This window comes from Verrucomicrobiota bacterium (assembly GCA_016871495.1).
Lineage (GTDB): Bacteria > Verrucomicrobiota > Verrucomicrobiia > Limisphaerales > VHDF01 > VHDF01.
In genome coordinates this window covers 1-19,997 of record VHDF01000049.1, presented here as the reverse complement: position 1 = coordinate 19,997, position 19,997 = coordinate 1, and the positions used below count along the sequence as shown (strand labels likewise).

Annotated in this window: 18 protein-coding genes; 8 read left to right on the top strand and 10 right to left on the bottom strand. The window is 60.8% G+C overall.

The features are described 5' to 3' along the window. Positions 1-25: 25 nt before the first annotated feature. Both FJ404_11885 and FJ404_11880 read right to left on the bottom strand, forming a co-directional pair. A complete protein-coding gene (locus tag FJ404_11885; protein ID MBM3823565.1) occupies positions 26-604 on the bottom strand; it encodes a pyridoxamine 5'-phosphate oxidase family protein in 579 nt (192 codons plus the stop codon). Positions 605-1,255: 651 nt separating this feature from the next. Further along, a complete protein-coding gene (locus tag FJ404_11880) occupies positions 1,256-1,972 on the bottom strand; it encodes a hypothetical protein (protein ID MBM3823564.1) in 717 nt (238 codons plus the stop codon). A gap of 58 nt (positions 1,973-2,030) precedes the next feature. Between FJ404_11880 and FJ404_11875 the strand changes: the two genes are divergently transcribed. Further along, a complete protein-coding gene (locus FJ404_11875) occupies positions 2,031-2,357 on the top strand; it encodes a hypothetical protein (protein MBM3823563.1) in 327 nt (108 codons plus the stop codon). On the opposite strand, the gene FJ404_11870 is transcribed toward FJ404_11875, so the two are convergent. From FJ404_11870 to FJ404_11850, 5 genes are all read right to left on the bottom strand, one after another. After that, on the bottom strand, positions 2,311-4,002 hold the full coding sequence (locus FJ404_11870; protein ID MBM3823562.1) for a hypothetical protein: 1,692 nt from the start codon (positions 4,000-4,002) through the stop codon (positions 2,311-2,313). The genes FJ404_11875 and FJ404_11870 overlap by 47 nt on opposite strands. Next, the gene (locus FJ404_11865; GenBank protein MBM3823561.1) at positions 4,002-4,970 is read right to left on the bottom strand and encodes a KpsF/GutQ family sugar-phosphate isomerase; all 969 of its coding nucleotides are present in this window, start codon (positions 4,968-4,970) and stop codon (positions 4,002-4,004) included. The genes FJ404_11870 and FJ404_11865 overlap by 1 nt, the downstream gene beginning before the upstream one ends. Before the next feature lie 280 nt (positions 4,971-5,250). Beyond that, positions 5,251-6,048, bottom strand: a complete 798-nt coding sequence (locus FJ404_11860) for a High-affinity nickel transporter (GenBank protein ID MBM3823560.1) — start codon at positions 6,046-6,048, stop codon at positions 5,251-5,253. After that, positions 5,936-8,461, bottom strand: coding sequence for a DNA topoisomerase III (locus tag FJ404_11855; GenBank protein ID MBM3823559.1), 2,526 nt, complete (start codon positions 8,459-8,461; stop codon positions 5,936-5,938). Before FJ404_11855 ends, FJ404_11860 begins: the two co-directional genes overlap by 113 nt. Positions 8,462-9,017: 556 nt before the next feature. Then, a complete protein-coding gene (locus tag FJ404_11850; GenBank protein ID MBM3823558.1) occupies positions 9,018-9,881 on the bottom strand; it encodes a sigma-70 family RNA polymerase sigma factor in 864 nt (287 codons plus the stop codon). A 586-nt stretch (positions 9,882-10,467) separates the two neighbouring features. Between FJ404_11850 and FJ404_11845 the strand changes: the two genes are divergently transcribed. Genes FJ404_11845 through FJ404_11835 form a run of 3 tightly spaced genes read left to right on the top strand, consistent with a single transcriptional unit; the run spans position 10,468 to position 13,677 of the window. Then, the gene (locus FJ404_11845) at positions 10,468-10,989 is read left to right on the top strand and encodes a hypothetical protein (protein MBM3823557.1); all 522 of its coding nucleotides are present in this window, start codon (positions 10,468-10,470) and stop codon (positions 10,987-10,989) included. Next, on the top strand, positions 10,983-11,609 hold the full coding sequence (locus FJ404_11840; GenBank protein MBM3823556.1) for a hypothetical protein: 627 nt from the start codon (positions 10,983-10,985) through the stop codon (positions 11,607-11,609). Before FJ404_11845 ends, FJ404_11840 begins: the two co-directional genes overlap by 7 nt. Continuing rightward, a complete protein-coding gene (locus tag FJ404_11835; protein ID MBM3823555.1) occupies positions 11,494-13,677 on the top strand; it encodes a hypothetical protein in 2,184 nt (727 codons plus the stop codon). The genes FJ404_11840 and FJ404_11835 overlap by 116 nt, the downstream gene beginning before the upstream one ends. A 120-nt stretch (positions 13,678-13,797) precedes the next feature. On the opposite strand, the gene FJ404_11830 is transcribed toward FJ404_11835, so the two are convergent. Further along, positions 13,798-14,070: a hypothetical protein gene (locus FJ404_11830; GenBank protein MBM3823554.1), complete on the bottom strand. Its 273-nt coding sequence runs from the start codon at positions 14,068-14,070 to the stop codon at positions 13,798-13,800. Beyond that, positions 14,045-14,263 (bottom strand): hypothetical protein, encoded by a 219-nt coding sequence (locus FJ404_11825; protein ID MBM3823553.1) that lies wholly within the window; start codon positions 14,261-14,263, stop codon positions 14,045-14,047. Before FJ404_11825 ends, FJ404_11830 begins: the two co-directional genes overlap by 26 nt. Positions 14,264-14,371: 108 nt before the next feature. Here FJ404_11825 and FJ404_11820 point away from each other — a divergent pair, with 108 nt between their 5' ends. Next, complete coding sequence (locus tag FJ404_11820) at positions 14,372-15,097, top strand: YebC/PmpR family DNA-binding transcriptional regulator (protein ID MBM3823552.1); 726 nt, start codon at positions 14,372-14,374, stop codon at positions 15,095-15,097. Between the two features lie 42 nt (positions 15,098-15,139). On the opposite strand, the gene FJ404_11815 is transcribed toward FJ404_11820, so the two are convergent. Continuing rightward, a complete protein-coding gene (locus FJ404_11815; GenBank protein MBM3823551.1) occupies positions 15,140-16,897 on the bottom strand; it encodes a M28 family peptidase in 1,758 nt (585 codons plus the stop codon). Between the two features lie 337 nt (positions 16,898-17,234). On the opposite strand from FJ404_11815, the gene ilvE reads away from it, so the two are divergent. From ilvE to FJ404_11800, 3 genes are all read left to right on the top strand, one after another. Continuing rightward, positions 17,235-18,131, top strand: a complete 897-nt coding sequence (gene ilvE / locus FJ404_11810; GenBank protein ID MBM3823550.1) for a branched-chain-amino-acid transaminase — start codon at positions 17,235-17,237, stop codon at positions 18,129-18,131. Between the two features lie 71 nt (positions 18,132-18,202). Next, a complete protein-coding gene (locus tag FJ404_11805; GenBank protein MBM3823549.1) occupies positions 18,203-18,709 on the top strand; it encodes an excinuclease ABC subunit B in 507 nt (168 codons plus the stop codon). Positions 18,710-18,718: 9 nt separating this feature from the next. Further along, positions 18,719-19,807, top strand: coding sequence for a protein arginine kinase (locus FJ404_11800; GenBank protein ID MBM3823548.1), 1,089 nt, complete (start codon positions 18,719-18,721; stop codon positions 19,805-19,807). Positions 19,808-19,997 lie beyond the last annotated feature (190 nt).

The window sequence follows — 19,997 nt, the reverse complement described above, 5'->3', positions numbered from 1 at the left end:
CAATCAAGCGATCCCTGAACCGGGGTCATGACGTGAGGGGAAGATTTCCGCCCGGGGCTTCATGCGCCAGGGAGGGAAGTCCGTCGAGACTGATCCGGTTTTTCTCGGCCCGGTAGGCTTGAAGTCCGGCTTCACCTTTCGCGCCAGCCCAGTCTTCCAGTGTCTTCCGCGGGCCTTGATGATCGAAAAACGGGACCGCGTATCCGCACGAAGTGGAAACCCGTTCCACGCCGATCCGGATGATGGCTCTGATTCCGGGGTGGGAGGGAAAAGCGCCGGCAAGGGAGGCGAACGCGGGATCGCACGGCAGGACGGCTTTCCCGCAACCGTGCAGTCTCACAATGCGCGGCGGTCCAGTGAAGGAGCAGAACATGATCGTGATGCGCCCGTTTTCCATGAGATGCGCCGCCGTCTCGGCCCCGCTGCCCGTGTAGTCGGTGTAGGCGGCGGAGTGCGGCCCCAGGATCCTGAAACTGTCACCCCCCTCGGGAGAACAATTCACGTGGCCCTGGGCGGAAAGCGGGGCGCTGGCGACAAAGAATATTTTTTGTTGGGCGATCCACTCCGCGAGTTCGTCCGAAATAGCCTCAAGGCGCTTGCTCATGGCCTGCATTTGTCCTCGCCGAGATGGCTTTTGACAAGCGTTCAACAGGCGTCTCATCCGGGTCTGGTCTGGTTGACGGGCGATTGGCCCGATCGCAAGTGGAGTGAGCCCTTGACGCGTGGTAACCTGCTTGCGTCTGCACGCGAATGTCCACGATGGGCTGGCGCATGATCCTCCCATTTTGGACGCGCCTTGGGACGATGAACCACGCCGGGAGGGCTGCGTTCCACCGCAGCCCATCTTGATCACCCTCTGAAAAGGTGGGACGGCGGTGGAACGCCGCCCCCCCGGAACCGAGGTGCATGGACACCTCGGGAGATCCGCATTCACGCAGTGGCAGCCGCCTGAGGGCAGTACTCCGAACGACTCGTGACGGCAATTGATCGAGTGGATTTATGAAATGTATGCCTTGGAGGCATCTTTTGAGATGTCTGTCCCTACAGAATCGCCAACGGCCGGATTAAGGATCACTCAGACCAGGGTTGACCCGCAACGCGTGGCTGCCCTGGGTAATTGTCCCCCCAAAGCAAAGTGATTCTGCTCGGTCTGCTGCGACTGGCTTTCCGCACCGTCGCGCTCCGAAGACGCCGGAGCGCGGCTGTGTCGCAGACCCGCCGCAGCAACACCCGAACGTCGATTCGATTCGAGGAATTACTTGATGCCGGCCAGCCGGTCTCGCCAGATCTTGTAGAGCTCGACGGTCGCGAACACGTCGCGCATGCAATAGTCGGCAATGTCCCGGTGCCGTCCCTCGGCAAATAACTGCCGGACGTCGAGCCCCGACACGCCGTGGCTCTTCGGGGAATCCAACCCGAACGCTTTGCAGTAAAAGTCCAGATTGAACCGCCGCGCCGCGCCTTCGCGTCCGCTGACCCCATAAAAGGTCAGTTGTTCGGCCAAGTCGCAGTGCGGCTCAGTCTGAAACCGGTAGCCCAGCCAATCCTTGCGCGTAATGGGAACGGCCAGCAAAGCCGATCGCAAATACAGGAAAGGCACATCGAACGAGCGTCCATTGAAGGTGACGATATGGTCGAACTTGGGCGCAATGTCCCAGAACGCGGACAGCAACTCGGCTTCCTCGGCGCAGGGAACGTATTCCACCTTGTCGGGGCTCGGTTCAACTTCACAGTCGTCGGCCAGGAAGAGGGCCTGGCCGCGACCGCTCTCGACATTGACCATGCCAATGCAAAGCACTTGGGCGGTGAGCGGCCAAAGGCTGCATTGCTGGACGATCTCGGCCTTCCGCAGTTCCCGTGCGGCGAGGTCCGGCAAACGTTCGGCATCGCGCAGCAAGTATTCCCTCTGCGCTTCATCGAAGGCATCGATGGGAATGGCCGTGGTCTCGATATCAAACACGAGTTTGGACATGGTCGGGCGGGATCAAGTCGGACGCAGGGAAAGAAAAACCTGCAAGGCGTAGCGGGGGTTGTCCAAATCCCGCGGCGGCCTTGCAGGTGGTGAATTCAAGAAAGTAATCGGATTCGGCTACTTTTTCTTGGCTGCTGCTTTCTTGGCTGGCTTCTTAGCTGCTGCTTTTTTCTTGGCTGCTGGCACGAGGCACTCACCTCCGATCGAGACCCGCGAAGTGCGGGAGAGTTGGTTTGATTGTTTTGGATTTGTGGACGCGCCATTATTTATCGAAGGAGGACGCGAATTGCAACAAAAGAGCGACGAACAGATGACAAGATTCTGTTTTTCATTCGTGTTCACGCATCCAACGATGATGGTGATGGGCTCGAACGAACACTTTTGAGCGCGATCAATTCGCGATAATCCTCAGGAACGTCCATGTCGTGCAGGCACGCGGAATCTTCCACCTCCAGAAAGCTCCACCGGTCACGAAGCCGTTCCAGGTGGTCCTTCAGGTGCGCCGCGCCACCGAGCGAGGCCGACTGCAAATCCTCCCGCGCCAACACCACCGGGTGGCCTGATTGACCCCGCACCCGGGGCCGCGCCACGCTCCTGCCGCCGCGAGCCTCGCGATGGAGCATGAGCAATTGGTCCAGCAAGTAATCCTCCAAATGCGGCTGATCTCCCAATGCAATGGCGATGCCGCGCACCGAAGGAATCCATCCACCCCAGTTTGACGCGCAGAGAACAGAGCTCCACATCCCTTGCTCCGCCGCGCTGTTTTCCAAGATCCGGGCCCGGCCGTCGCTCGCCCGCCACGTGGACCCCTCAACCAAATGCTTCCGCAGTGGTTCGTCGTCCGCCCGGATGACCACGAGCACTTGTTGCACGCCGACGCGCAGCCATTGTTCCACCAGTGATTGAATGACCGTGCTCTTGCCCCAAGGCAGCAGCATCTTGGGGCATCCCATGCGCGTGGAAGCACCCGCGGCCAGGATCACGGCGCCGTATTCGCCAAAGCTTATCGGAACGGACCGCGGCGAGCCCGTTTTCGAGTCAGGCGTCATGCGACGACTCCCCGGGAGAGCGACCCATTGCGCGCTTGGATGAAGTTGTGAGGTTCGATGAGCGGCCCGGCGCTGGATCAGCTCCGCGACAATACTGATTGCGATCTCGGAAACGGATGTGCCGGGCAAGTCGATGCCGACCGGACATGAGAGTTTCGCCCAGGTCGATTCCGTCGCCCAACCCTCCTGGATGAATCGTTCGCGAAGCATGCGGGCTTTTCGCCGGCTCCCGATCATGCCGAGGAAGACGAAGGGCCGCGCAAGCCAGGCCTTGAGCACCAGGGCGTCGTGCTGGTGTCCTCGCGTCACAATGAGTCCGTAGGCGGGCGGTCCGACGGGGACATCTTCAAGCAAACGTTCCCAGGAATCGACGCGGAACCGCGAGGCGTGCGGAAAACAGACGCGATTCGCGAGCGCCGGGCGGTCGTCGAAGACGGAGACTTCGAATTCGAGCCGATGGGCAAACTCCGCCACCGCCTGGGCAATGTGTCCCGATCCCGCGATCCACAACGCCTCACGGGGATGCACCGTTTCCATGTAACGCCACGCGTTGCTCGCGACGGACGGAGCGGGCGCGGAGGAACACGGAACGATGGAAAAATCGGACCGGACTCCCCAAGAAACGGGCGAGGTGGCGGAAGCGATCTGGTTCCAGAGATCGCTTGCTTCCCGCACGGCAGGCAAGATCAGGCCCTCGACTTGACCGCCACAAATCAGGCCGTCGTCCCATCCGAAGTCATGATCGAGGACGAGTTCGAAGGTCGCGGGAGCGCCGGTTCTGATCGCACGTCTTGCTCGATCCTGAATCTCAGCCTCGAGACATCCTCCTCCAAGCGTGCCCGCGATCGTGCCATCGGCGAAGAAAAGCGCTTTGGCGCCTTGTTTCTGGGGACTCGACCCGCGAACGCCGGAGATGAGCGCCAGCGCGAAGGGATCGGATTCCTTGAGGGCCTCGGCCAAGCGTTGGTAAAAAGGGGTCACTAGAGATTCAAGCGGGCGAGATCCTGGGAATCGATGTGTCCGACGGGTTCGCCCTTTCGGTTCACCACCACCAGGTCGTCAATCTTGCGTCGGTTGAAGATGGCGACGGCTTCGGCTGCCAGCGCCTCTTCTCTGACATGCACGGGGTGCCGGGTCATCACGGTCCGCAAGGGGGCGTCGAGCGAGTGATGGGGCCGGGCCATCAAGCGGCGCAAATCGCCATCGGTAAAGACGCCGGAGAGGCGCCCCCGCCGGTCGATCGCGCACACCACGCCGCTCTTGGCCTGGGTCATTTTCAACAAGGCCGTTTTTACGGGTGTGGATTCCGGGCACACGGCGTGCCTTTCGCCCTGGCGCATGATGTCCTTCACCTTTTCCAGAAGAGAACGCCCCAAGGTGCCGGAAGGATGGCGATGCGCGAAGTCTTGTTTGCGAAATCCGCGCGCTTGCAGCAAGGCCATGGCCAAGGCGTCGCCCAGGACCAAGGTCGCGGTGCTGCTGGCGGTGGGCGCGAGGTTGAAAGGGCAAGCTTCGCGAGGCACCCGGGTGTTCAGCACGATCTGGCTATGCCGGGCCAGAGTGCCGCGCGGATTGCCGGTCAAGGCAATCAGCGTGATCGAAAGCCGCTTCAGCGCGGGAAGCAGGTTGAGCAATTCCTCCGTTTCCCCCGAGTAGCTCAGCGCCAGAACGAGATCGCCCTCTCCGAGCAACCCCAGATCTCCATGAAGGGCATCAACGGGATCGAGCGTCACCGCGGGCGCTCCGGTGCTGGTCAAGGTGGCGGCGATTTTCTTGCCGATGGACCCCGACTTGCCGACGCCAACGAGAACGATTTTGCCGCGGCGCTCCAGCGTCTCCGTCATGGCCTCGATGGCGCGGTCGAAGGTGCCGTCGAGGTGTTGAGCCACCGCCCGTATACCCGCCAGTTCGATCCGGAAAACTTCTTTGGCGCGCGGAAGATGCGTCACGACGAGACGCTGCCAGCGGGCTTGGCGCGATTCAACCTGGAAACGGCAACTCAGCAGCGGCGAGAAATTCTTTCGTCATCTTTCGGCTCATGCCTCTTGCTGAGAACCCTCAAGCATTGGACATGTCCGCTTCCGAATCTCTGTCCCCCGGTGGTCTTCAAGCTCCGCGGCTTGTTCACCGGAACCGAAACGATTCTTCCGACCTCCGCCTCATCGATCGCCAAGCGGGCTCAAACTGATTCCACGCCAGATCAGGAGTTCTGAGACTTGCGGCCTCGGGTCAAATGAGCAGCCAGTACGCGCCGGTCATCAACGTGGCGACGGAGCAGGCCGCCATGCCACGCCGGTAAAGGAGGGCGCTTCTCCGCGCGGCGCCCTGAAAGGTCCATCCAATCACGGCGGCGAACCCGGCCATGGTGGTGGCGGTGCCCAAACCATAGGCCAACAAGTAGGCCATGGCTTCCGCGGTGGAACGAAAGGCCATCGCCGGGAGCACGGCCAGGAAATGCGAGCCACCGGCCAGGCCATGCAGCGTGCCCACGGCCAGCGCGGTATGCGTGTGCTGATGCGGCGTGTTCTCGTCATGGACATGGTGGCGATCGGCCTGGCCGTGGAGGTGCACGTGCCAGTGGCGTCGTCCGTCGTGATCGTGGCGGTGCCCGTGCAGGCGCTTCTTCCAGGCTTGGCGGAGTCCCCACAAACCAAGGGCGATCAGCAGCACGCCCACCAACCTTTCACTGACGTCCGAGAGGTTCTCAACCGCCACCCATTCGCGGACAAACAGCGCCGCGAGTCCCACCAAAGCCACCCCTCCGGCGTGTCCCGCGCCCCACCGCAATCCCAGCCGCCACGTTTGCACTCGAGATGATGCCGCCAGGGGAGCCACAGCGGCCAGGTGATCCGGACCCGCCAGTACGTGATACGCGCCCGCGGAGAGACCGGTGAGGAGAGCAAGGATCACAGCTTCAGGCGGGGGAGTCCGCGGCAGGTGCCGCCGCTGTTGTTCCCGGCGTTCCGCCGGTTTTGCGGGCCTTGGGTTCGCGCGGTGCGAACTCAAATCCGACCTTGCCTCCCTCACCCACCACGAGGAAGGCGGAAAACGGACGCCCTTTCTTGGAAATAAATTTATGAAGCAGATCCGTGCGCCGGCCGGCCAGAAGCTTGCGCATTTGGTCGGGCTCAATGGGCCGCTGGAGAATGATCTTGCCGGAACGAAAGTCGCAGCTCTTGGCGGGTCCGGTGCTTTTCTCGCACAGATAGCTCATGTTGTGTTCGAAGACCTTGGCGCCGCACTTGGGACAGATGCCCATCGGTTCTTGGTTCGAGAAATCGATCGCCTCCGCCTGGCCGTCGGCTCCCCCCGACCCCGGTCCAAAATCGAATTCCGGTTTGAGGTCGGGATTCAGTTTGATGACGGCGGCGAAAGGTTTGCCCATTTTGCTGCGGAAACCCTGGATGGGGCCAACCTTGCGTTGTGTGATGAGTTCTTCGATCTCCGCGATTTCGAACTGCCGACCCGCGACAATTTTCCAGAGTGCGAATTCGCAACGCTGGCACTGGAACTTCTTGTAATTCTCCTTGATGGTGCCGCCGCACTTGGGACACGGCACTTTGAGTTCGCTGAAATCTCCGGGAACCGTGTCGCTCTCATGTTTCCTGGCCTGCTCCACGATGCGGCGCGTCATGACGGCGATTTCCGACATGAATTCGGCGCGGCGGAGGCCGCCCTGCTCAATTTGCTTCAGTTTGAACTCCCAGTTGCCGGTCAGCTCTAGGGAGCAGAGCTCGGGAATTTCCAAACCGCGCAGCAGCGTGATCAAGGAAAAGGCCTTCGCTGTGGGTTGCAATTCTCGTCCCAGGCGGAGCAGGTACTTCTCGTAAAGCAGTCCTTCGATAATGGCCGCCCGGGTGGCCGGTGTGCCCAGGCCCTTCGCGCTCATCGCCTCGCGCAGCTCTTCGTCCTCGATCAACTTGCCGGCGCCCTCCATCGCCGTGAGCAGCGTGGCCTCCGTGTAACGGGCCGGCGGCTTGGTTTGCAGCTCTTTGACTTCCACGGTCTTGGCGAGGACGGATTCATTCGGTTTGACCGGGGCCAGACTGGGCGCGTCGTCGCCTTCGATGTCCCTTCCATACACCGCGAGCCAGCCGGCTTGCACCATCACCTTGCCCTCGGTCTTGAAGGCTTCCTCTTCGACCCGCGTGATGCGGGTGGTGACCAGGAATTCGGCGGCGGGGAAGAACACCGCCAGGAACCGTTTCGCCACCAGATCGTAAAGCTTGGCTTCGGGTTCGCTCAAATGCTTGGGAGCGATCGAAGTGGGGATGATGGCAAAATGGTCCGAAACTTTCGCGTTGTTGAAGATGCGCTTGTTCGGCTTGACCCAGCCCTCTTCCAAAATGCGATTCGCAAAGGAGCCGTAAGCGGATCCCTCCATGGAGTCGAGCGTCTTGCGCACGGTTGCCGGATAGTCTTCAGGCAAGGCCCGGGAGTCGGTGCGGGGATAGGTCAGGACCTTGTGCCGCTCGTAAAGCGATTGAGCCAGTTTGAGAGTGGCGGAAGCCGAGAAGCCGAAGCGCCCGTTCGCTTCGCGCTGCAAACTGGTAAGATCATAAAGGAGCGGGGAGAGCTGCGTACTGGGTTTGCTTTCCTCGGTGACCAGTCCGGAGCGTCCGGCGCATTTGGCGCGAATCGCTTCCGCATGGGCCCGGTTCCAAATCCGCTCAGGTTTGAGTTCGGCGTCCGCCTCCCGCGTTTTGTCCTTGGTGAACTTCTCGTCGAACCAGCGTCCGGCATATTCTCCGGAGGCGGCGACGAAAGTGGCGTGGACTTCCCAGTAATCGCGGGCGACGAATCGTTTGATCCGCTCCTCGCGCTCGACGATAATGGCCAGGGTCGGGGTTTGCACGCGACCCACGGTGGTCAACTGAAATCCGCCCGTCTTGGAGTTGAAAGCGGTCAGGGCGCGGGTGCCATTAATGCCAACGAGCCAGTCCGATTCCGACCGGCAGATGGCAGCATCGGCCAGGGGGCGCATGGAACGATCGTCCCGCAAAGCCGTAAACCCCTCGCGAATGGCCGCGGGGGTCATGGATTGCAGCCAAAGACGGGTCATCGGCTTGTCCGTTTTGGCGTGCTGGACGATGTAGCGGAAAATCAGCTCCCCCTCGCGCCCGGCGTCGCATGCGTTGATGAGGGAGTCCACGTCCTTGCGCTTGATCAAGCGCGTGAGGAGTTTGAGCCTCGCCTCGCCTTTCTCGATGGGAGCCAGATCGAATTCGGGAGGGATGACGGGCAGTTGGGCGAAACTCCACTTGCCGCGCTTCACCTCGTAGGCCTCCGGAACGCGCAACTCCACCAAGTGACCGATGGCGGACGAGATCACATGCTGGTCGCTTTCGAAATAATCGTCCTTCTTGGCGAAGCCCCCCAAGGCCTTGGCGATATCCGAGGCCACGGACGGCTTTTCCGCTATGATGAGAGATTTTCCCATGTTCGGCGATGAGCTGCTTGCATTGGACCAGCTCCTCGACTTTAAGAGCTATCTCCCAACGCCCGGATCCCCCGGAAGCCGCTACGGTTTACCAACCGCAGCTTCGCGCAAGCAAGAGGGATTTCCAAAGACGAGCTCAAACCGCACCCTGGATCCGGCCTCCACCCTCGCGATCCGGCTGCCTCCGCCAGCATCCCAAACCAAGCTGGCCACCCTCGACCGACCCAAGCTCATTGGGGACCCTGGGCCCCGTCGCCTAACCCAGGAGTGGCCCACAGGCCAGCCGATGAAGTAGCCGATTTGCCCAGGGGTGGCCGCCTCCGGATTGCTGTGTCTTGTCGGTCTTCAAGCTCCGCAGGTTGATGAACTCATCACAAACGATTCCTCCGGTCTCCGCTTCATCTACCGCGATGGGGTGGTGAGTCCATGGCGCGTGGCGGTGAAGCAATTGAGCTATGACGCTCCAGTCTTGGGCTCAATCCAGTGTGGAACCTTCCTTGAGGAAGCTTCTCCTCTGAGGATCGAGGCAGTTCCGTAGGGGGGATGGTGGGTTGGATCAAGCCGTGGCACGGGATGGTTTTTCGTACATTTTTCGAAGTTTTCGCAAGGCGGTGTTTTGCAATTGGCGGATGCGCTCGCGAGTCACGCCCATGCGCCCGGCGATCTCCTCCAAAGTCTGTTCCTGGCCGTCGTCGAGTCCGTAACGCAATTTCAGGATGAACGATTCGCGCGGCGGGAGTCTCGTTAGAAGGTTGGAAAGGCGTCTCATCTCGGCGCTGGTGTCGGCCAAGTGGCTGGGCGAGACGGAGTTCTCATCTTTGAGCCATTCGGCCCAGGTTAACGTTCGATCCGGGCCGACAGGCGCGTCGAGCGAAGTCGTGTTGATGGAAGCCTTCCGCAGACGTGTGACCCGCCTCAGGCTGATGCCCATTTCCGTGGCCACCTCCTCGTCGGCAGGCTCCCGGCCTAGCAGTTCCTTCAATTTGGCCGCCACGCGGGTCATCTGACCCAGGCGATCGACGACATAGATGGGGAGACGGATAGTTTTCGATTGGTTTGTCACGGCGCGCCTGACGCTCTGGCGAATCCACCACGCCCCGTAGGTGCTGAATCGCACCCCTTTGGTGGGATCGAAACGGTCCACCGCCCTCATGAGACCAACATTTCCTTCATTGATGAGGTCGAGAAGAGGGAGGCCGAGGTTTTCGTACTCGCGCGCGATTTTGATAACCAAGCGAAGGTTGGCACAGATCATCTTCTCGCGTGCGCTGTCATCTCCCTTTTGAATCTTACCACCCAGCTCGATTTCATCGGAAGGGGACAACAAAGCTACCTTCCCCACCGCCTCCATGTACTGAGAGAAACCATCCCGAACCTCTCGAGGTCCATCGCCATGTTCGATTTCATTGAAGAGCTTCATGTATAAATTTTGTCTATAAAATTTAGAGTGTCAACATGTAGACTCATGTTTGTAAATTTTATTCGAACGGCATAAGTATCTTGTGATAAGGATATTAAGAATGATTTTTGGGTTCTTCGTCATGTCTTTCTCATCCAGGCCTTTGCAAATCTTCACGCCGTTCAACCGTCGTGGTATATCCGTCTCCAAATCTATGTCCGTTGGCGGTCCTCATGCTGCCCGGCTGGTTCACCTGAAAGGAAACGATTCTCCCGAGCTCCGCCCCATTGACCGCCAAGTGGGTTCAACCTGATACCGCGCCGGGTCAGGGGTTCTGATTCCGCAACTGCAGGTCCGGTCTAACCCGCATATTTCATGCACGGGACGCCCGGTGAGGACACCGGGCCTACAAACACGGAGGCAGTCGCGATGGTTGGCCGCGTGCCCTCACGCGGGGTACTGTCGCGGATGCAAGCTCAGCATGAAATATCCGGTCTAAGTGGCTCGCCATGCCACCTCGTGGCAACCGGGGCGGCTTTTCTCATCTCTCAAACTTTGTGCAACAATTTTATTGCGCAATGAATTTATTGCGCAATGAATACTTTGCATGGAACTGCGAATCGGATCTCCGGCAACGGGAGAAAACTTCTACAAACGCCCCGCCCTGATCGCGAAACTCCGCCGTGCGCTCGCGCGGGACAACGTGGCCTTCCTTGGCCCGCGCCGGACGGGAAAGACCTCGTGCCTTGAAGAGATTGAGGCAAACCCGGGCCACTTCCTGCCGATCCTGCTGAACTTGGAAAAGCATGACAGCGTCGAGGGCTGGCTGGCCGCCATGCTGGACAAGCTCAGAGAAGCCTTGCAGCAACCGAAGGGTTGGGCCGCGCGAGCAACAGGGAAAGTCGCCGCTTTGCTGTCTGGAATTGAGAAGCTTCAAGTCCCCGGTGTGGCCAGTGTTGAGTTGAGGGCTCCGAGCGAGGGTTGCCGATGGCGAAAGCCCGCCGATGAGTTTCCGACCTTCCTCAAGCTCGTTGCCAAGCAGCGATCCCGAGACGAAGTCGAAGCGGTGCTCAACTGGTTTCGCGCCGCGCGGAATGAACTGAAGGGAAAAAGGTCCGGTTTATGGTGACTGGCTCCATTGGCTTGAAGGGAGTGGTGCGGAAACTTGGTTTGGCTGCGTCGATCAACGAGTTTGACGCGCATGAAATTCCGCCGCTGACCGACGAGGAAGCGCTGGGCTTGCTGGCCACCCTTGCGGAGCACAACGACGTCCCCCTCAGTAAACCGGGCCAGAAGAAAATCCTCAGCCTGCTCGGCGCGAACTGGCCGATCTTGCTGCAACTCTTCATCTCCGAAATCCAAGACGGCGAATTCCAGAAACCTCCCACCACGGCCGAGCTCGAAGCGATCTATCGCAACCGGTTAGTCAACGGCAGCCGCAACCAGTATTGCGACGGCATGTTCAACCGGTTGAAGGACATCTTTTCCGACAGCGAGCGCCGCCTGGGCCGTGAGATTCTCAAAGCCGTCTGCCGCTCCAACAACGGGTTGAGCCGGGAGGACTTTGACCTTCTTCACCAGAAACTCGAACCCGCGTTAAGTCAGACGACTGAAGGCATCGAGGAGCTCGACCATGTGCTCGACACGCTCAAACACGACGGCTACGTGCTTCAAGAAACCGCTGCTCCACGCCGCACTCGCTTTGGTTCGAACATCCTCCGGGATTTCTGGCTCCGCAAAACCGACTGACCCCATGGCTCAACAAGCTTTCGCCCTCTATAATCCAGCCCTGCTGGCGCCGGAAGATCTGCTCGCACAGTTCACCGCCCGCCAGCCCATGCTGGAGACGATCCTCGGCATTGTCCGCGGCAACAAGCCCGGACAGCCCCAGCAACACTGCCTGCTCATCGGTGCGCGCGGCATGGGCAAGACCACCACGCTCTGGGCCATCGCGCATCGGGTCAACCGCGACACGACCCTCGCATCGGGCTGGCAGCCCGTCGTGTTCGATGAGGAAAGTCGCCGTGTGGGCGACTTGGCGGACTTCTGGCTCGAATGCCTCCGCCAATGGGAACACGTCACCCATTCCCCCGGCACGCTGGCTGATCAACTTCTCGTCACGGCATCGTCTGACATCGAAGACCGCGCCCGCGAAACCTTCCTCCAACTGGTGGATCGTGGCCGTCGCCGGGCCTTGCTCCTCGTCGACAACCTCAACGACGTGCTCAGCTCCATCTCCGATCCCGCACCGCTCCATAGGCTGCGCGCCTTCCTCATGCAAGATTCACGCGTCATGGTCATCGGCGCGGCCACGCGTTACTTCGATGAAATCACCTCAGTGGACCAGCCGTTCTACGACTTTTTCCGCTGCTTTGAACTCCGCCCGCTGACGGCCGAGGAAATGGAAACCTGCCTGCTCGCTCTGGCGAAGAGCCGGGGCGACGCCTCCATCGAGAAGACCTTGCAGGAACGGCAGGGCACCGTGCGCGCCCTGCATCTGCTCACCGGCGGCAATCCCCGGCTGGTGAAGACCTTCTACCGTCTGCTGGTCGAAGGGTTGCGCGGCGACATCCGCGCCGATCTGCAGCGGCTGATGGATGAGTTCACTCCCTACTTCAAGGCCATCGTGGACGCGCTCCCGGTGCAGCAGCAGCGCATCTTCGACGCCGTCGCGCTGGCCTGGGATCCGGTCGAGGTCGCCTCGCTGGCCACCGCCACCCGGTTGCCCAGCAATCAGGTGAGCGCCCAGCTTCGCACGCTGGTCAAGGCCGGCTTCCTGCGCGAAGCGGCGGGCGGGCCCAAGCGCAAGACCTACCTGCTCGCCGACCGCTTCTCGAACATCCACTACCTCATGCGCCACGGACGCGCGGCCCGGAACCGGCTGGACTGGTTCGTGGCCCTTGTCCGCATTGTGTTTCCCGACCGGGCCTCGGCGGACGTGCTGGCCCGGGCGGCGCGGGAAGGTGCCGAGTGCGGCCCCGAAGGACGGCGCGACGCCCACTCGGTGCTGCACAGCGCGCTGGCCCGCGCGGAAGAAGGCGAGGACCGCCGGGCACTCATGTCTGCCACGTTGCGCGAAGGATGGGAAAGCACCGCCTGGGAATCGCTGGACGAATGGTTCAATCCCGAGCGGGCGCAGGCGGATCTGCCCAAGGTCGGAATCATTGGTTTCTGCAAGACGATGCCAGAGGCACTGAGGAAGAAGCTCGGCTTTAAGCCGGATCAGGCAAGCTGGTGGTGTCAACTCGCGGATTTCTTCAAGGAAAAGGAGGCTTGGACCGTCGCGGAGTCCGCCTACCGCAAGGCCATCGAACTCGATCCGGAATATGCGTCTCCGTGGACTGGCCTGGCTCAGATCCTCAGCCGGACCGGCACCCACCACGCGGAAGCCCGTGCCTGCGCCACGAGAGGGGTTTCACTCAAGCCGGGCCATGGCTTCGCACGGCACATGTTCCTTCAGGTTTGCGGCGAACAAGCCGGGGACTGGCAGGGCTTGCTGCCCTCCCTGGTCGCGTGGTGCCTCACCCATCCCAGTGCCGACGACGTCTTTGACTTCACCGTGGACGGCTTGCTCCGTCTGGCCCGTCTGACCAAGCCCGCCGAGGCACTGGCCCTGCTGGATTCGCTGCCGGACGCCACGCCCTTCCAAACCGTGCGCGACGCCTTCGTGGCCCACGATCACCGCGAGCATCTCCAAACCCTCGCTCCAGAGCGCCAGACCATTGCGCTCGCGCTGCTGGAACGCCTCACCGCCCGTCCTGAGGCCCTGGCGTCCAAAGACAAACCAAAGCGCGCGAAATCGAAGCAGCCGAGTTGAATCGTTTCGAAAGCTCTCGCTGGTATCGATCCCGCCGCGCTCGTTACTGGGCGCAGGATCACCGTGAGGCCAAGGCCCAGTCTCAGTTCGCTGATCAGTGCCCGGTCCGTGGCCGGTGGCTCAAGTCGACGGTGGCGATTGGTTCGTCGTCCCGGCTGGAGCCGGCGCTTGCAGCCGCGCGAAGATTGCGGCCACCGGCGCGAGCAGCGCCTCGTCCGTCGGCTGGTTGAGGGCTTGCGCCAGGCGCTGATACTCCTGCGCCAGCCCCTGCATGAGCGACGCATGGGCGGCAGGGAGCGCCTGAAAATGTGGTGTGAGCAAGCGCACGCCTTCGGCAAAACTGGCCAGCGCCTCCTCGCGCCTTTCGTTACCCTCCAGCGTCTGCCCGAACATTCCGAGCGAACTCGCCAAAGCCGGCCCGAAGGCGTCCGTTTTCCGGCAGGGCCAGGAAGACGAGGCGCACCAGCCATCGCAAAGCTTCGCGGGCGCGGTCGTTGTCCGTCTCGCCGATGGCCAGGGCGGCTGCGAGAGTGAATCGTAGCCAGCGGCCTGGTTTTTCCGAATTGGGTCTGAAGACGGGCTTCATCGCGAGGGGTTTTGCTCGGGTTTGGCAGATCGACCTCTAGGTGTGGCGGTTTCGACATTTCACCGCAAACACGTTGATCTCTCGCGGTCGAGGCATTATCAACGGGCTGTGGGTGCTCAATGGAAACAAGCGGGCCGCGTCGCGAATGCGACCAAGCGTGGACAAGTGATTGGCAAGCTCGTGCGGGAATTGATGGTTGCCGCCAAGCTTGGCGGCGCGGATCCGGACTTGAACGCCCGGCTTTCCGCCGCGGTGGAGTCCGCCCGCAAGGCCTCGGTTCCGCGGGACACGATCGATCGCGCCGTCAAGAAGGGCGCGGGATTGACCGACGAAAAAATTACGTACGAACAGGTGACCTACGAGGGGTTCGCGCCGCACAAGGTGCCGGTGATCGTCGAGTGCCTGACGGACAACCGCAATCGGACGGCGCCGGAGATTCGAAATCTGTTCAAATCCGGCCAGTTGGGCAATCCCGGCAGCGTCGCTTTCTTTTTCGATCACATGGGTGTGGTGGAGGCGGTGCGACCGGGTGGCGAGGGCCAGGATATTGAGGCCGCGGCCATCGAGGCGGGGGCGCAGAACGTGGAACCGCTGGAAGGCGGGGAGGTGTCCGAAGGTCAGACGGGAGCCCGATTTATCACGGAGATTCGCGATTTGGACGCGGTGGCGAAAGCGTTGAGGGCGGCGGGCTGGGTGGTGCAGGCTTCAGAAATGCGTTACTTGGCGAAGAACTTTGTCGAGTTGGCCGAAGAACAGCGGCGATCGGTCGTGGCGTTCCTGGAAGGGCTTGACGATCACGACGACGTGCATCGTGTGTATGCAGGCCTCAAGTAGCGGGCAGGAGGCGTAGGAATACCTTGCAGAAATGATTTGAGGTCAGCGGCCGGTCGAGGAGCGGAGCATGGCTTCACGGCGGGCTTTGAATTCCGTTCCCGGCTTCCATCGCGGGTACTCCGAGCCTTGCGCGACGCGCCAGCCGACATAGGTGAGCAACTGCGCGTCCTCCACCGCACCGGTCAAATCCCAGTCGGGTCTCACATGGTCGGAGACTTTGTGGTAATCTTTCTCGATGTAAGCCTCCCGCTTTTGGCGGCCGTAGTCGCCGGGGTGGTCCAGATAAACAACGGCCTCTTTGTCCAGGTAGAGCGCGGGCACTCCGACTTTGGCGAATTCAAAATGGTCGGACCGGTAGAAATAACCTTTTTCCGGCGTGGGTTCCGGGCGCACATCGCGATTTTGAAACCGGGCTCCGGCGATGACGAGATCGTCCAGGGTTGAATTTCCAAATCCGATGATGGCCAGGTCGGCCGTGCGTCCCCAGGTGTTGGCGCCGTCAAGGTTGATATTGGCCAACGTTCGCGACAAGGGATAGACCGGGTGGGAGGCGTAGTGTTTCGAGCCCAGCAGGCCTTGCTCTTCAGCCGTGACCGCCAGGAAAAGGATCGATCGTTTCGGTGGCGTTTTCAACCGCGTGAAGGCTTCCGCCATTTCGAGCAAACAAGCGGTGCCGACAGCATTGTCGGCCGCTCCGTTGAAAATGGTGTCCCCAGACAGTTTGGGATCCTGGCCCAGATGATCCCAGTGTGAAGTGTAGATGACGTGCGCCTGCTTCAATTTGGGATCGCTGCCTTCGAGGCGGGCCAGGACATTTTGAGACTCCACTTGCCTGAATGTGTTGCGTACTTTGAAAGTGACTTGGGCTCCAAGCGGGACGGGTTTAAAATCCCGCCGGACGGCTTTGCGCTTGAGCGCTTCAAAATCTTCTCCACAAGCGGCCAGCATCGAGCGAGCTCGTTCCAGGCTCATCCAGGAAGCCACGGCGATCGGCTGCTGGGTTCGTTCGCGGAGGTCGAAGGTCTCGCGGCTCCAACTGTTGATCACGACAAAGTAAGGATAACCGGCGGGGCCGGTTTCATGGATGAGGATGGCGGCCGCGGCGCCCTTGGTCTGGGCGATCTCGAATTTGTAGGTCCAGCGTCCGTAGTAGGTCATGGCGCGGCCCTTGAACTGGCGGTCATCCAGTTTCGCGGGATCTTTGGGATCAGGAATCGCCGGATCGTTGACCAGCATGACCAGCGTCTTGCCCCGAACGTCCTGATCCTTGTAGTCGTCCCACTGGTACTCTGGAGCCAGGACGCCGTAGCCGACGAAGACAAGCTCGCTCTTGGCCACTTCGACTTGGGATTCGTATCGCGGTGACCAGCCCACGTAATCCTGGGGGCGCTGCAGTTCCACCGTGCCGGAGGGAAGATGCAGTTGGGCTTGGATTTCCGATTTCGTGCTGGTGAGGGGAACCTTCTGGATGAAAGTGCCATCCGTATGGCCCGGTTTGAGCCCCATGTTGGCGAAAGCGTTTTGGAGATAAGCGACGGTGAGCTCTTCGCCGCGGGAGGCAGGCGCGCGTCCCTCGAATTCGTCGGAGGCGAGAACGGTGGTGTGGGCCAGGATTTGGTGGGCCTCGATGGAGGACAGGGCGGGTTTGAGGGAGTTGGGAAATCCGCGAGCCACAGCCGATTGAGCGGCGAGGTTTGGATGGAGTGAGGCGAGCAGGCAGGCCAGGGCGGGTAGAAGCAGACCGCCCGGGTTGGGATTTCGCGGGTGGGGTCGGCTGAGGTTCCATGAGGTGGTGAGCATTCCTCAAGGGATGGCGTGGCCGCGTTCGAATGTCGAACCGCAAATCCACCGTGCATGCCGAAGTTGTCTGTCGTGTGGCGCAGGCTGCCCAGCCTGCCGTATCGCCGACTGCCCGTCGGCCCGGCGGGTGAAGAACGAGGCCCTTCCATGATCTCCACGCGCCTGGTTCCCTTCGTCGCCCCGCAGGCTGGGCAGCCTGCGAAACAGCAGACAGGGCTGTCTGCGTTACCAAGACAGCCCAGTCACCGACCGCCTCTGGATGCACCGGCAAATCCAGGCCCGGGAACTCCGCCATTGCACCGCTTTGGCTCGCTCCGGTAGGCTCCGCGCGCGTGTCATGAAAATTTTTATCGACGGCAAACTTTACCGCGAGCGGGACGCCAAAATTTCCGTGTTTGACCATGGGTTGCTCTATGGGGATGGCATCTTCGAGGGGATTCGGGCTTACGGGGGGCGTGTCTTCAAACTCAAGGAGCACATCGACCGGCTGTTTTATTCAGCGAAGGCGATCTTGCTGGAGATTCCCATGACGCACCGGGAGATCATGGATGCGGTGGTGGCGACGTGCCGCGCGAACAACCTGCGGGAGGGCTACATCCGGCTGGTGGTGACGCGCGGGGTGGGGACGCTGGGGCTCAATCCGAACCGCTGCAAGAACCCCTCGGTGATCATTATCGCGGGGAAGATTCAACTTTATCCGCCTTCTTTGTATGAGAAGGGCATGGACATCATCACGGTGGCCACGACCCGGAATTTGCACAATGCGGTTAATCCGGCCATCAAGTCGCTCAACTATTTGAACAACATTCTCGCCAAGATCGAGGCCAACATCGGGGGGGTGGAGGAGGCGATCATGTTGAATTCGGACGGCTATGTGGCGGAATGCACCGGGGACAATTTATTCTTGGTGAAATCGGGCCGCATGTTCACGCCCCCCTTGTCGGCTGGGGCGCTGTATGGAATCACCCGCGGGGTGGTGATCGAGTTGGCCCGGGAGAAAGGCATCGCGGTCGAGGAACCCAATTTGACGCGCTACGATGTCTTTAATGCCGACGAGTGTTTTCTCACCGGGACCGGCGCCGAGCTTATCCCGGTGGTCAAAGTCGATGGACGTGTGATCGGTGATGGGAAGCCGGGTCCGGTGACTCGCGATTTGGTTCAGCGATACCACGGCTTGACCCTGGCGTCTGGAGAGCCGATTTTTCCGGAGAGATCGAAACGGCGCGTTTCCTAAGGGCCAGTCCTCCCGTGCGGGCGGCGGTATTTCGAGTGCGGGGGTTGGCCGGTTATGCTATGGATTGAATCATGTTTTGTGACTTCTGCAAAAAGAACGAAGCCAAGGTCCACCTGACCCAGATTGTCGAAGGGGTCACGAAAAAGGTGGATCTGTGCGAGGCTTGCTCCAAAGAAAAGGGGGCCGATGACCCCACGGGATTTTCCCTGGCTGATTTGTTGCTTGGGCTGGGGAGCGCTCAAGAGGCGGAGGTTTCGGCATCGAGCGACGTTTCCTGCGCGCAGTGCGGTTACACCCATGCCGAATTCAAGAAGAACGGGCGTCTGGGCTGCCCGATGTGTTACGAGACCTTTCAGGAACAGCTTCCCACCCTCCTCAAGACCATGCACAAGGGAGTTCGCCATGTTGGCAAAGTGCCCCAATCCCGCCAGCACAGCCGGGAGCTTGGCGAGAAGCTGCAGGAACTGACCTCCCGCCTCGACGCGGCGGTGGCCAAAGAAGACTTTGAGCAGGCGGTGGTCTTGCGAGACGAAATCAAGCGGCTGAAGACCGCTCTCACGAACGCGCCCGCGGCTTAGTTTATGGGTTTGAACTTGGAAGAGTTTCTGGTGTCGCCCGCCGAGTCCTGCCGACGAACCGGGCCCTATGACCGCATCGTGATGACCAGCCGTGTCCGGCTGGCCCGAAACGTCAATGGGTACGCGTTTCCGACGCATGCGAAGAAGCAGGACCGGCTGCGCGTGCTTGAACTGCTGCAGCCCGCCGTCGAGGGGCTCCCGCAAATGACCGGAGCGTTGTCGGCTTCCATGGACCGCCTGGGCGCGCTGGACAAGCAGATCCTGGTCGAGCGTCATCTCATCAGCCGCGAGCACGCGGCCAAGGGGGCCGGCAGCGGTTTGGCGCTGAATCGGGACGAGTCGATTTGCGTGATGATCAACGAGGAGGATCATTTGCGCATGCAGGCTTTGCGGCCGGGATTGCAGATCAAGCAGGCCTGGGCGGCCATCGACCAGTTTGACAGCGCGCTGGAGACCAAGGTGGACTACGCGTTTGGCAGCGATTGGGGCTATCTGACGGCTTGTCCCACGAATCTGGGCACCGGCATTCGCGTCAGCGCGATGCTTCATTTGCCGGCGCTGGTGCTGGCCGAGCAGATCAATCCGATCATTCAGGCGGTGAACAAGCTGGGCCTCGCCGTGCGTGGGCTTTATGGGGAAGGGACCGAGGCGCTGGGGAATGTGTTCCAAGTTTCCAACCAGATGACTTTGGGCGAGGAGGAGCGCGAGATCGTCGAGCGATTGAACAAGGTGCTGCTCCAACTCATCGAGCATGAGGAAAACGCGCGGGTGACGCTGCTCGAAAACCGGTCGAAGATGGTGTTCAACCACATTGGCCGGGCTTACGGCATCCTTTCGAACGCTTTTAGCGTTTCCTCCAAGGAAACCATGAATTTGCTCTCGCTGTTCCGCCTCGGAGTGGATTTGGGAATGTTCCAGGGGGCCGAGCGTGCTTTGGTCGACGAGCTCTTTATCTTGACCCAGCCCGCTCATTTGCAGAAGGGCTACGCTGAGAAGCTTTCGGCCGAAGAGCGGGACTTGTTGCGTGGGGATATGCTGAGGGAACGATTGAAACCCATCGGACGTCCCGTGCCTCCTTCGCAGCCTCAGACATCCTGACCTCATGCGGGGAAAGATTGGGTGGAGTGGAATGGAATTGAGACCAAGAGGGACATTTTCGACTTTCAAGGATGGGGGTGGTGGCGGTGAATAGGTGAATGCCGCAAGTTCAATGACCGATGTTTCCTGCCGGGTCTGTGGAGCTCAACCGCGATCTGGCGTGTCGAACGGAAGGAGACAAAGTGGTCTA